The sequence below is a fragment of the uncultured Thioclava sp. genome, assembly GCF_913064665.1.
Taxonomy (GTDB): domain Bacteria; phylum Pseudomonadota; class Alphaproteobacteria; order Rhodobacterales; family Rhodobacteraceae; genus Thioclava; species Thioclava arctica.
In genome coordinates this window covers 1-12,531 of record NZ_CAJYBT010000033.1, presented here as the reverse complement: position 1 = coordinate 12,531, position 12,531 = coordinate 1, and the positions used below count along the sequence as shown (strand labels likewise).

General features: G+C 58.6%; 14 protein-coding genes and 2 pseudogenes. 6 read left to right on the top strand and 10 right to left on the bottom strand.

Annotated features, from left to right (window positions below; genetic code table 11):
- The first annotated feature begins 100 nt into the window (after positions 1–100).
- From QZ571_RS13495 to QZ571_RS13485, 3 genes are read left to right on the top strand one after another with little or no spacing between them, the layout of a single operon-like run.
- Positions 101–1,027 carry a YicC/YloC family endoribonuclease gene (locus QZ571_RS13495; protein ID WP_295535770.1) on the top strand — a complete coding sequence of 309 codons (927 nt, stop codon included), beginning with the start codon at positions 101–103 and terminating at the stop codon, positions 1,025–1,027.
- Between the two features lie 4 nt (positions 1,028–1,031).
- A complete protein-coding gene (gene gmk / locus QZ571_RS13490; RefSeq protein WP_295535767.1) occupies positions 1,032–1,676 on the top strand; it encodes a guanylate kinase in 645 nt (214 codons plus the stop codon).
- Positions 1,673–2,194: a gamma carbonic anhydrase family protein gene (locus QZ571_RS13485; protein WP_295535765.1), complete on the top strand. Its 522-nt coding sequence runs from the start codon at positions 1,673–1,675 to the stop codon at positions 2,192–2,194. Before gmk ends, QZ571_RS13485 begins: the two co-directional genes overlap by 4 nt.
- Here the strand turns inward: QZ571_RS13485 and QZ571_RS13480 are convergent.
- Positions 2,191–2,598, bottom strand: coding sequence for a hypothetical protein (locus tag QZ571_RS13480; protein WP_295535763.1), 408 nt, complete (start codon positions 2,596–2,598; stop codon positions 2,191–2,193). The two genes, QZ571_RS13485 and QZ571_RS13480, sit on opposite strands and share 4 nt — an antisense overlap.
- A 250-nt stretch (positions 2,599–2,848) precedes the next feature.
- Between QZ571_RS13480 and QZ571_RS13475 the strand changes: the two genes are divergently transcribed.
- The 3 genes from QZ571_RS13475 to tsf all read left to right on the top strand — a co-directional run bounded on the left by QZ571_RS13475 (position 2,849) and on the right by tsf (position 5,835).
- The gene (locus QZ571_RS13475; protein WP_295535760.1) at positions 2,849–3,901 is read left to right on the top strand and encodes an ATP-binding protein; all 1,053 of its coding nucleotides are present in this window, start codon (positions 2,849–2,851) and stop codon (positions 3,899–3,901) included.
- 203 nt (positions 3,902–4,104) lie between these two features.
- Positions 4,105–4,881, top strand: coding sequence for a 30S ribosomal protein S2 (gene rpsB, locus QZ571_RS13470; protein WP_295535757.1), 777 nt, complete (start codon positions 4,105–4,107; stop codon positions 4,879–4,881).
- 72 nt (positions 4,882–4,953) lie between these two features.
- Positions 4,954–5,835 (top strand): translation elongation factor Ts, encoded by an 882-nt coding sequence (gene tsf / locus QZ571_RS13465; RefSeq protein ID WP_295535755.1) that lies wholly within the window; start codon positions 4,954–4,956, stop codon positions 5,833–5,835.
- 65 nt (positions 5,836–5,900) lie between these two features.
- Here tsf and QZ571_RS13460 read toward each other — a convergent pair whose 3' ends face one another.
- The 9 genes and pseudogenes from QZ571_RS13460 to QZ571_RS13420 all read right to left on the bottom strand — a co-directional run.
- The gene (locus QZ571_RS13460; protein WP_295535753.1) at positions 5,901–6,632 is read right to left on the bottom strand and encodes a LuxR family transcriptional regulator; all 732 of its coding nucleotides are present in this window, start codon (positions 6,630–6,632) and stop codon (positions 5,901–5,903) included.
- Between the two features lie 158 nt (positions 6,633–6,790).
- Positions 6,791–8,542, bottom strand: coding sequence for a SulP family inorganic anion transporter (sulP, locus tag QZ571_RS13455; protein WP_295535750.1), 1,752 nt, complete (start codon positions 8,540–8,542; stop codon positions 6,791–6,793).
- Between the two features lie 9 nt (positions 8,543–8,551).
- A complete protein-coding gene (locus tag QZ571_RS13450) occupies positions 8,552–8,995 on the bottom strand; it encodes a TIGR01244 family sulfur transferase (RefSeq protein ID WP_295535747.1) in 444 nt (147 codons plus the stop codon).
- 66 nt (positions 8,996–9,061) lie between these two features.
- Positions 9,062–9,925, bottom strand: coding sequence for an MBL fold metallo-hydrolase (locus QZ571_RS13445; protein WP_295535860.1), 864 nt, complete (start codon positions 9,923–9,925; stop codon positions 9,062–9,064).
- Positions 9,926–10,010: 85 nt separating this feature from the next.
- Positions 10,011–10,109: pseudogene (locus tag QZ571_RS13440) on the bottom strand (HAD hydrolase-like protein); the annotation flags it as partial.
- Positions 10,103–10,762, bottom strand: a complete 660-nt coding sequence (locus QZ571_RS13435; protein ID WP_295535745.1) for a phosphoglycolate phosphatase — start codon at positions 10,760–10,762, stop codon at positions 10,103–10,105. The gene QZ571_RS13435 and the pseudogene QZ571_RS13440, both read right to left, overlap by 7 nt.
- Positions 10,759–11,313 (bottom strand): thioredoxin family protein, encoded by a 555-nt coding sequence (locus QZ571_RS13430; RefSeq protein WP_295535743.1) that lies wholly within the window; start codon positions 11,311–11,313, stop codon positions 10,759–10,761. The genes QZ571_RS13435 and QZ571_RS13430 overlap by 4 nt, the downstream gene beginning before the upstream one ends.
- 8 nt (positions 11,314–11,321) lie before the next feature.
- On the bottom strand, positions 11,322–12,278 hold the full coding sequence (locus QZ571_RS13425; RefSeq protein ID WP_295535741.1) for an MBL fold metallo-hydrolase: 957 nt from the start codon (positions 12,276–12,278) through the stop codon (positions 11,322–11,324).
- Position 12,279: 1 nt separating this feature from the next.
- A pseudogene (locus QZ571_RS13420) lies at positions 12,280–12,531 on the bottom strand (MBL fold metallo-hydrolase); the annotation flags it as partial.

The window sequence follows — 12,531 nt, the reverse complement described above, 5'->3', positions numbered from 1 at the left end:
CGGTGACCTGTTCCAATCGTTTGGCTTGACCGGCGGGGCTGAATTGTTACTGAACTCTTAATACGCCTATTTTTCGCTAAATGGAGAACAAAACCTTTAAATGGTTAAGCAGCCCCAACCTCCCCGCGCCGCCATCCGCACCGTTTCGATGACGGGTTTCGCCTCTGGCCAAGGGGCGGGGCACGATCATGACTGGAGTTGGGAAATCCGTTCAGTCAATGGCAAGGGGTTGGATTTGCGCCTGCGCCTGCCAGAGCTGGAGGGGCTAGAGGCAGGGGTGCGCCGCGAGGTCGCAGCCGTGGCAACGCGGGGCAATATTCAATTAACCCTGCGTCTGAGCCGCCAAGGCGGGGGCGAGACGTTGCGCGTCAATCATCCTGCACTTGAAGCCGCCCTTGATGCGGTGATGGCCGCAGAAGTGGCGGCCAAAGATCGCGGCGTCACGATTGTCGCGCCCAATCCCGTCGAGATTTTGGCGATGCGGGGCGTGTTGGAACAATCGCTCCCCCCTCTGTCAGACCCCAAAGCGCTGTGTGATGCGCTGCTGGACGATGTGCAAACGGTGCTGACGGATTTTCTGGCGATGCGGATGGCAGAGGGGGCCGAATTGGGGCAGGTGATCGCCACCCAGATCGAGCGGATCACCGAACTGACGCAAGCGGCCGAACACGCCGCCGCCGCCCGCCGCCCCGAGGTTGCGCGCGCCTTGCGTGACAGCCTTACGCGGGTGATGGAGGGGGCGCATGGCGCTGATGAGGCACGCGTTTCCCAAGAACTTGCGCTTTTGGCGGTGAAGGCCGACATCACCGAAGAAATCGACCGGCTGCGCGCCCATATCGCCGCAGCCTGGGCCTTGCTGGCTGATCCCGGCGCGGTGGGGCGCAAGTTTGAATTTCTCACCCAAGAATTCGTGCGCGAGGCCAATACATTATGTTCGAAATCAAATGATGCGGCGTTGACGGCGATCGGGCTTGATCTGAAATACGCCATCGATCAGATGCGCGAACAGATTCAGAACGTGGAGTAAGCTGATGCAAACGCCTCGCCGTCGTGGCCTGCTGATTATCCTGTCTTCGCCCTCTGGCGCGGGCAAATCCACCTTGGCGCGTCGCTTGATGCAATGGGACCCGACACTGCGCTTTTCGGTGTCCGCCACCACTCGCCAACCGCGCAGCGGCGAAACGGATGGGGTGGAGTATTTCTTTAAGACGCGTTCAGAATTCGCGGCATTGGTCGAAGCGGATGGGATGCTCGAACATGCCGAGGTGTTTGGCAATTTTTACGGCACGCCCAAAGGCCCGGTGGAAACTGCGATGGCGCAGGGGCGCGATACGCTGTTTGATATCGACTGGCAGGGTGGCCAGCAGATCCGCCGTTCGAGCTTGGCCAAGGATGTGGTATCGATCTTTATCCTGCCGCCCTCGATTGCCGATCTCGAGTCGCGCTTGCGCACCCGCGCGCAAGATAGCGACGAGGTGATCGCAGCGCGCATGGCGAAATCGCGCGATGAGATTAGCCATTGGGGCGAATATGATTATGTTATCATCAACCGCGATGTGGACGCCGCCGAAGCCGAGCTGAAAACCATTCTCACCGCCGAGCGTGCCCGTGCGGATCGCCAACCCGGCCTGAACGAATTCGTTCGCGCCCTCAATGCGGAGTTTGATGCGCGATGATTTATGAGCTTGATGGGATTGCCCCGCAAATTTCACCCGATGCCTGGGTCGCCCCCGATGCCAACCTGATTGGCAAAGTGGTACTGGAGGGCGCGGCCTCGGTCTGGTTTGGCGCGACGCTGCGCGGCGACAATGAAGAGATCCGTGTTGGCGCGGGCTCGAATGTGCAGGAAAACGTGGTGTGCCATACCGATATGGGGTTTCCCTTGGTGATCGGGGCGAATTGCACGATTGGCCATAAGGCGATGCTGCATGGCTGCGTGATCGGGGACGGCTCGTTGATCGGGATGGGCGCGACGGTGTTGAACGGCGCCAAGATCGGGCGAGGTTGCTTGATCGGGGCGGGCGCGTTGATCACCGAGGGCAAGGAGATCCCCGACGGGTCTTTGGTTATGGGCGCGCCGGGCAAGGTGGTGCGCCAGCTTGATGCGGCGGCGCAGGACCAGCTTTTGCAATCGGCCGTTCACTATCGCGAAAACGCGGCGCGCTTTGGCGCGGGGATGCGACCGATCAGCTAATGATCGCGCTCGGATCCCGGTGGCACTTCGAAGATGTGGAAATCAAGTTTGGGGAATTCTGACTTCACCTCGGTGCAGATCACTTTCGCGTTGGGCACCGGCGCGCAATAGGCCCGCACCGCGCCCTGATAGCCCAGATCGGTCAAAAGCCGCGCCAGATCGAGTATATCGAAGCGCACCGATAAAAGCGGTGCAAGAACCATCTCTGGGGCAATATCCGCAAGCAGTTCCGACGAGATCGATTCAAACTGCACCACGTTTAGGCTGAGCCCCTCAATCCCGTGCAGCGCGATTGGCAATTCGCGCACTGGATCGACCAACAGCATTCTTCGACAGTTGCTGAGCGCTTTGGAATGCAGGAAAACTGCGCGCAATGCCTGACGAGAATAGGGCAGTTGGGACATCGAATTCGGACACTTTCTTGACTCAATACACGTGTCGTCTGGCGTGGCGGATCTATGTCTTTCACCCGGATTACACGCTAGGGTTTAGCCCGCCCCTTTGCGGGCCTCAAGCGCAGTTTCGCAGTCTGCAAAATGAATGTCACACTAAAGGCTTAAGAAATACTAAACAGGTGACTATGGAATCGCCGCGACCCGTTTACACTTAACAGATTTTTCATCAACTGTGCACAAAGTCTTGAATGGAGCCTCAATGAGCGATCCAAATATCTCTGCGCTGATTGAGATTTTGCCCCATGCAGCGCTGGTCATCGGGCATGATGAACGTATCGTGGCGATCAACCCCGAGGCCCGGCGGATCTTTGGCGCGCATGCGCTGGCACGGTCTTATGTTACAATTTTGCGGCAACCCGATTTTGGTGTCGCTGTTGAAGGCGCGCTTCGGGGCGAACAACCAGACCGTGTGCGCTTGCGTCTGATCGCGCGGGACGGCGGGCACAGCGTGCAATTGGCCAGCGTGGTAGCGCTCGCGCCAGAGTTGTCGAGCGGCAAGGGCGGGGTGTTGGTAAGCTTTGAAGATATCACGGCGCTGGAAACGGCAGTCGAGATGCGGCGCGATTTTGTGGCCAATGTCAGCCATGAATTGCGCACGCCGCTGACCGCCTTGATGGGCTTTATCGAGACGTTGCGCACCGCCGCGCGCGATGATCCCGCCGCGCGCGACCGTTTCCTGAGTATCATGGAGCGGGAGGCGGCGCGGATGAACCGTTTGGTGGGCGATCTTTTGTCGCTCAGCCGGGTTGAGGGCGAAGAGCGGATGCGCCCAACAGGCATGGTCGATATCAGCGCTGTGTTGCGCTCGGTGATGCAAACGCTTGAACATAGCGCGCAATCGGCATCGGTGACCCTGATCCGTGAGGGCGAGGGCGGGGAGATGAAAGTGCCCGGCGATTGCGATCAGTTGACCCAAGTCTTCACCAACCTGATCGAGAATGCGATCAAATATGGCGGGCAGGGCGGTGAGGTACGTGTCGCCGTGAGCCGTCTGGCCAGTGAGCCAGTGCTGCGCGGTCGGGCCCTGCGCATCGAAGTCACTGATCGCGGCGAGGGGATAGATCCGCTGCAACTGCCGCGCCTGACCGAACGGTTTTACCGTGTCGACACCCATCGCTCGCGCGAGAAAGGCGGCACCGGTCTGGGGCTTGCGATCGTCAAGCATATCGTGGCGCGCCATCGTGGCCGGATGCGGATCGAAAGCACACCGGGCGAGGGCAGCAAGTTCACCATCATCCTGCCCGAAACCTGAAGCGCGCCCCACTTTGACCCGTTTGGCGCTTAATCGGGGCAGAGTCGCCCATTTGGCTTGCCAAGCCTGCGCACAGCGTCTATATCGCGCGCACTTCACAGGCGGAGGCGGGCCAATGGGAGAGACATCCCCAAAGGTCCACCGGTTGGGGCATATGCCCTGAAATCCTCTGCTCAGGCGCAAACCGGAAAAGGAAATTGGACATGGCGCTTCCTGAATTCTCCATGCGTCAGCTCTTGGAAGCTGGCGTTCACTACGGTCACCAAACGCAACGCTGGAACCCCCGCATGGGCGAGTTCATCTATGGCGAGCGGAATGGCATCCACATTCTCGACCTGACGCAAACCGTCCCGATGCTGGACGCAGCGCTGCAAATCGTGCGCGACACGGTCGCCAAGAACGGCCGCGTGCTGTTCGTGGGCACCAAGCGTCAAGCGGCCAAGCCGATCGCGGATGCTGCCGAGAAATGCGCACAGTATTACATGAACCACCGTTGGCTGGGCGGCACGCTCACCAACTGGAAAACTGTTTCGCAGTCGATCAAACGTCTCAACGAGATCGATGAGAAGCTGGAAAACGGTGCAGGCGGTCTGACCAAGAAAGAGCGTCTCGGTCTTGAGCGCGATCAGACGAAACTGCAGGCCTCGCTTGGCGGGATCCGCGAAATGGGCGGTCTGCCGGACCTGCTGTTCGTGATCGACGTTAACAAGGAAGACCTCGCTATCGCCGAAGCCAAGAAGCTGGGCATTCCGGTTGTGGCTGTGGTTGACACCAACTGCTCGCCCAAGGGCGTGGATTACATCATTCCGGGCAACGACGATGCGGCGCGTGCGATTGCGCTTTATTGCGATCTGGTGTCGCGCGCGGCACTTGACGGCATGACCGCACAGATGGGCGCTGCTGGCGTTGATCTGGGCGCTCTGACCGACACCCCGGTTGAAGAGACCCTGGACGTGACCGAAGCCCCGGCAGAAGCCTGAGCCACGCTGTCACTCAGTTGACATGAGGGCGGGATACCCCGCCCTCCAAGACTTCATTAAGGAGATCCGACCATGGCGATTACTGCCGCTCAGGTTAAGGAACTGCGCGAATCCACCGGCGCAGGCATGATGGACGCGAAAAAAGCGTTGACCGAAACGGATGGCGATATGGAAGCCGCCGTTGACTGGCTGCGTACCAAAGGGCTTGCGAAAGCGGCCAAGAAATCGGGCCGTGTGGCTGCCGAAGGTCTTGTGGCCGTCGCTGTCAGCAATGGCAAAGGGGTCGCCATCGAGGTGAACTCGGAAACCGATTTTGTTGCCAAGAACGCTGACTTCCAGAAACTCGTCGCCGACATCGCCGAAGTGGCGCTGGAAACCGGTGAGTCGGTCGAAGTGGTGAAGGCTGCGCATCTGAACGGCAAGACCGTTGAAGACGTGCTGACCGGCGCCATCGCACGGATCGGCGAAAACATGACGCTGCGCCGGATGCACATGCTGGAAGGCGACGAGATCGTGCATTACGTCCACAATGCCGCCACCGATGGCATGGGCAAAATCGGCGTTCTGGTTGCGATGAAAGGTGCTGACAATGGCATCGGCAAACAGATCGCGATGCATATCGCAGCGACCAACCCGGCCGCTCTGTCCGAAGCCGATCTCGACCCGGCCGTCGTTGAGAAGGAAAAGCAGGTCCAGATGGACATCGCACGCGAATCGGGCAAGCCCGAGGCCGTGATCGAGAAGATGCTCGAAGGCCGGATGAAGAAATTCGTCGCCGAAGTGACCCTGCTCAACCAGCAATTCGTCATCAACCCCGACCTGACCGTGGCGCAAGCTGCCAAAGAGGCTGGCGTTGAAGTGACGGGCTTTGTGCGCATGGAAGTGGGCGAAGGCATCGAGAAAAAAGAAGAAGATTTCGCCGCTGAGGTCGCCAAGACCGCCGCTGGCGCCTGATCCTGATCTTCGTTTGAAAAGCTGCCGCTCTCCTGCAAAGGGGGGCGGCATTTTTCATGGCGCAGTTATTGCCGATAAATGACGCCACCGCGATAGGGGAGCGCGGTCATAAAAATCTGTTTCTGCAGCGAGGCTTTCATAACCGCCTGCGCTGTTGTGTCGACATCAAGCGCCTCGCGCGCCAGTCGCAGATGTTTCTCGACCGTTGACGGCGTCAGCCCCATGATCAGCGCTATATCGGCAGTCGTTTTGCCATCGGCCACCCATTCCAGAACCTCGCGCTGACGATCTGTCAGAGGGCGATGCGAGGTCGCGAAGGGCATGTTGGAAATCCGCATATGTACCAAGCGGTTCATGGTCAGCAGCGTGCGCGCGTTTTCGTCCCAAATCCGGTCCACGTCATCTTGGCTCAGCCCGTGCTGCCCAACCAGCCCGATCGCACCATGGGCGCGGCTCGACATATCGCCAAAGCCAATCGAGTAGCCTGCGCACACGCCATGAAGTTTGTTGAGCTCCATCACCTCAATCTCGGCGGGGGTCATCTCCCCCCGGTTCATGCGCTCGGCCGTGTGGCGCCATGACATCGGCCCATCATGATTGGCAGCCCAATTCACCATCGGGGCATCGCGGAATTTCCCGGCGTGAAGAAATTCATCAAGATAAGCTTGCGTATGGTTGGACAAGACCAGAACGTCACTCAAATCGCCAATCTTAGCGGTTCGAAAACTGGTAAAGGCGTAGATGAGTCGATCAAACCCGTACTGCGCCATCTCCTGACAGTGCAGATCCCATATCATCTTGATATCTCTTGAATTCAGCACTGCCTCACAAAAGGCTAACATCAATCAAGTCCCCGCAGAAATTGCATTGGTTTCACTGAATTTATTGGTTTCGGGCTCCTTCTCCGGCCCGGTTCGTGGCAAGTCTACATAAATCAAATCTTAACGTAAGTCTTTTATCGGTGAGTTTCACAACGACCCTGGGTCGCGGTTTGTTGGGTCAGTTCAGGTGCCAAAGCGACCAGAGCATCGTGATGGGTCAGATAGATCTGTCCGCCCAGATGGGTGATCAAATCTGAGCGCGTCAACGCATCCATCACCGGGCCTTTAACCTCGGACAGATGCAGGCGCACGCCTGCATCCTTGAGTTGATCGTTGACCTCTTCCAAAGCCTCCAGCGCCGAGCTGTCGATATGATTGACGGCAGGGCAGTTCAGCACGACATGCTTGATCGATTGATCCGCAGCGATGCGATCATAAATCAGCTCTTCAATAAAGCGTGCATTGGGAAACCACAGGCTCTCATCGACACGCAGCGATAGCACGCCCGGCGCGCTGATGACGCGATGACGTTGCACATTGCGAAAATGTTCAGTGCCCGGCACCTGACCCATCTCGGCGACATGGGGGCGCGAGCTACGCCACAGCTGCAAGCCGATGGACAAGATCACACCAAAGGCGATCCCATCCTCAACACCGCGCACCAGCGTCACAAGGATCGTCAGCGCCATCGCAATCCCTTCGCGCGGCGCGTAGCTGAAGGTGCGCTTGAGGGCGGTGAAATCCACCAATGTCAGCACAGAAACGAAAATTGTCGCGGCCAGCGTCGCTTGCGGTAGAAAATAAAGCGCAGGCGTCAGCGTGAAGGTCGCAAGCGCCACGCCGATGGCCGTGAAGGCCCCTGCGGCGGGGGTGCTGGCCCCGGCCTCATAGCTGACAACCGAGCGCGCAAAGCCGCCCGTGATCGGGAAGGACCCCGAAATCGCCGAGCCGATCGAGGCGCCCCCAAGGGCGATGAATTCCTGATCCGGGTCGATACGCTGACGTTTCTTGGCGGCCAAGGTTTGTGCGACCGAGATCGTCTCGACATAGCCGATGATCGCGATCAGCAGCGCCGGGATGAACAGCTCTTGCCAGAGCGTTGGGTCAAATGAGGGCAGGGTGGGCGCGGGAAAGCCCAGCGGCACCGTTCCCACAACCGAGACGCCACGCCTTTCAAGTCCGAAGACCCAAGTCAGCATGATCGTCACCGCGACCGCGAAAACCGGTGAGGCGCGGCTGAGAATATCGGCGATGCGCGGCGAAACCCCAGCGCGCAGCAGCCGCGGTTTCATCCCGCGCCGCGCCCAGAACAGGAACCCCAGCGACAGGATCGAGATTGCGACCGTGGGCACGTTGGTTTGGGGCAGATGCGCCCAGAGGCTCGAGAGGATATCAATGATCCCACCACTATCGGCCTTGACCCCGAAGAAATGCTTCATCTGGCCCGCTGCGATCAAGATCCCCACGGCCGAGGTGAACCCCGACAGCACCGGATGGCTGAGGAACGCAGTGATAAACCCCATGCGCAGCAGCCCCATCACCACCAACATCACACCCGACAGAAAGGCCAGCGCGACCGCTGCAGTGATGTATTCAGCGCTTCCCTGCGCCGCAACCTTGCTCACCGCTGCTGCCGTCATCAGCGAGATCACCGCGACGGGGCCGACAGCCAGCGGGCGCGACGTGCCAAACACCGCGTAGATCAGCAGTGGCAGCACCGACGCATACAGCCCGTATTGCGCCGGCATCCCCGCGAGCAGCGAATAGGCCAGCGATTGCGGGATCAGCATGATCGTCACGATCACAGCCGCAATAAGATCCGCCTCAAAGGTGATGCGATTATAGGCGCGACCCCAAGTGAGGATCGGAAAATATCTTTTGAGCATAAAGTGTTATCAGCCGTTCTTACCACGACGCGTGGCGTAAAATTTCAACACGGGCATCAAGGAAGAATGGTCATAACCGGCATTGGCGGCGGTTTCGACGATCTTGTCGAGCTCCATCCGACCCGCTTGGCTCATCCCCCAAAGATGCGAGCTGCGCGTGCCCGAGCGACAATAACCAAAGGCAGGCTTGGGCGCGGATTTCATGATCGCTTCGTAATCCGCCACCAGATCAAAGGTCATCTCGCCGGGGTAATAGGGCAGGTAGTGGTAATTCATCCCGGCCTTGGCGGCGAGCTTGGCCATATTGGCCGAGCGATGGTCCTCGTCCTCAATCTCTTCATCGGGGCGGTTGGTGATCAGCGTGCGAAAGCCCATCTCAGCAAGCTTGGCCACGTCTTCGGGTTCGATCTGCGGGGCCACGGAAAAATGGTCGGAAAGTTTACGAGGGTCCATGCGGTTTCCTGTCTGTCCTGTCATGTCATAGTGCTGGGGGCGGGTGTTCGCGCCCGCCCCGGTTTCTCACAGCCCGTTCACCGGCACTTTGAGATAGGTATTGCCTTCATCATCCTTGGGCGGCATTTGACCTGCGCGCATGTTCACCTGCAACGAGGGAATGATCAACTTCGGCATCGCCAAGGTTGCGTCGCGTTCCGAGCGCATCTTGACGAAATCGGCCTCGGATTTGCCACCGCCAATGTGAATGTTGCGGGTCTTTTCCTCGGCCACACTGGTCTCCCAAGCGTAATCGTCACGTCCCGGTGCCTTGTAATCATGGCCCACGAAAATCCGCGTCTCATCGGGAAGGGTCAGGATTTTCTGGATCGAGGCATACAGCGTTTCCGCCGAGCCCCCCGGGAAATCGCAGCGCGCCGTGCCGAAATCGGGCATAAACAGCGTGTCGCCCACAAAGGCCGCATCGCCGATCAGATAGGTCAGGCAGGCGGGCGTATGGCCGGGCGTGTGCATGACGCGGCCTTTCAAGGCCCCCACTTCGAACGTGTCGCCCTCTTTGAACAACTGGTCGAACTGGCTGCCATCGCGCTGAAACTCGGTGCCTTCGTTAAAGATTTTACCGAATGTTTCCTGCACCACCTGAATGCGGTCGCCAATACCGATTTTGCCCCCGACCCGTTCTTGAATATAGGGCGCTGCGGAGAGGTGATCAGCATGCACATGGCTTTCCAAAATCCACGTGACATCAAGGCCTTGCTCTTTGACATAGGCGATGACCTCATCGGCGGATTTGGTATCTGTGCGCCCAGAGGAATAGTCGAAATCCAGCACGCTGTCGACGATGGCACAGGCGCTGCTACCGGGGTCTTTCACGACATAGGAAACGGTAAAAGTCGCCGTGTCGAAAAAGGCTTTGACGTCAGGTTTGATCATGATGGCCTCCGTTAACGATCCCTGACCATATGGTCCGGGCTGAAATTTATGACATTGTGACGCTGTGTCCCAGTGCCTTGGTGATCCCGTGGGCGGTAAAGATTTCGTTGAACGCGCGGGGATGGGCCTTTTCGGTTTCGGCCAAGGTGCCATCGACGTCAAAAATCAGCGCGCTTACCATTCGAAATGCTCCACGATTGCGGGCAGCATTTTGAAATCGGAAAACGCCACATGATGGGGCATCTCATGCACCGGGGTCTGGCGATACCCTTCGGTATAAAGGACAAATTTCGCCTCCGCATTCACCGCCGTCTCGGCATCCACCTCGCTATCGCCGACATAAAGCATCGCGCCACCGCCAAGCAGCACATGGCAATGATGCAGCATTTCCGGGTCTGGCTTGCGAGTTGGACGGCTATCGCCCCCGAGCACGACGTCAAAACGATCCCACAGCCCGACATGGCGCAAGGCGGCCTCTGCTGGGGCGTAGGGTTTATTGGTGCAAATCGCCATTCTGCAACCGCGATCGGCCAGTTGATCCAGCGCCTCAAGCACGCCGGGATAAAGAATATTGCCATCCACATCGGTCTCATAGCGCGCGATCAACGCGCTCTCGACCCGCGGAAATAGCGGACCATCCGGGTCTTCGTTCGAGGTAATCAGCAATTGGCGCACAAGGTTGGGCACGCCTTTGCCCACGAAGCTGCGGATCATCGGCAGCGACAGCGCCTCAAACCCCATATCCGTCAGCACCGCGTTCGAGACGGCATGAATCGCAGGCACGGAATCGATCAGCGTGCCGTCGAGATCGAAGATGACGCAAGGCGCGCTCATGCGGATTTCCACTTGATCGAGCAGCCCATCGAGGGAATCTGATCGCGCGGACCAACACCGGTTCTGGCAACCATCATCATGCCCTCATAGAGTTCGCGTTTGGCATCTGCAGGCCCCGCTTGCCGGGCCGAAGCATCAAGTCGGCCGCGATATTGCAGCTCATCTTGGGCGTTGAACCCAAAGAAGTCAGGGGTGCAGGCCGCACCATAGGCTTTGGCGACCGCTTGGCTTTCATCGTAAAGATAGGGGAAGGAAAAGCCGCGCTTGGCCGCCAATTTCGCCATGTTTTCAAAGTTGTCCTCGGGGTAATCGGCAACATCATTGGCCGAGATCGCCACCACCCCGATACCAGCCGCTTGCAACGCTGCCGCGTCGCGCAAAATCCGGTCGAGGATGGATTGCACATAGGGGCAGTGATTGCAGATGAACATCACCAACGTGCCCTTGGGGCCGCGGATGTCGTCTAAGCTGTAGGTCTTGCCATCGGTGCCGGGCAGGGAAAATCCCGGCGCGCTCCAGCCGAAATCGCAGACAGGGGGGGTGACGGCCATAGGGGCTCCTATTCGAATTCCATTTCCTCATAGACGACGCCCGCGTTTTTCGTCGCCAATTCCTCAAACGTGTCGAGGTGCTCGTAGGGGCTTTGATCGACGTAATAAGCACCCGCCAGATCGCCACCCTCGTCGATATGATCACTTATCTTGCCGCGCAAATACACAAGATAGTCGCGGGTGTAGCGGGTGACTTGGGCGAGGTTCGTGGGGTGACCGTGGCCCGGGATAATAAAGGTCGGGTTGAGCGGCATGAATTTGGTTTCCCACGTATCGATCCAGCAACTCGTGCAAGTCCCTGAAAAGATGGGCATCATGCGCTCAGAGAACGCGATGTCACCGGCAATCATAAAGCCTTGCTTGGGCATCCAGACCTGCGTGTCGCCGGGGCTGTGGGCAGGGCCCAGATGCATCACATGAATCTCGAAATCGCCCATCGTGATCACGCGCTCGTCTTCAAACGTCTCGGTCGGACCCATCGGGTCGGTGCCCTCGGCGTTTTCCTTGGCATAGCGTTGCAAGCCAGCGAGCGCCGAGCCAATGCCATGTTCAAACTCGGCCACCGCATCGACATGGCCCAGAACCGGAACGCCTTGCGCGATCCAGTAATTATTGCCCAACATCGCGTGGTTCTGGCCGTTCTCATTAATGACCAGTTTGACAGGTTCGTCCGTTACAGCCTTGATTTCGTTATGCAAAGCCTCGGCCAGCTTGTAAGACGCACCCGAATTGACCACGACGACGCCTTCGCCTGTCACGATGAAGGAGAGGTTGTTGTTATGGCCCGCATTTTCGTAAGTTGGCGGCGCGGTGGCACCAACGGCAGACCAGATGCCGGGGATCACCTCATAGGGTTTGGAATACAGCACCGAGCCCGGATATTGATCGGGAATATCTTCGGAGGCGAAGACGGGCGCTGCATTAAGAAGCGCTACCAATGCACTGGCAATGAACAGGTTTTTCATGTCACGCCTCGGGAACATAGCGGTAAGCGTCGCCTTGACGTTCGACATGACCCAACCCGCCTTCGGGCAGATGGAAGCCGATGATCGGCATTTTCTCGGAGGCCAGTTGATCCAGAAGGGCGACGCGGGTCTTGGCCCCCAGTTCGGGATCTTGATCTGAGCCAGCCGCCATACCCGGCGCAGCAAAGGCAAGGTAGTGATTGACGATCGCATCGCCCGTCACAAAGGCCGAGTTGCTGCCATTGCGGATCTC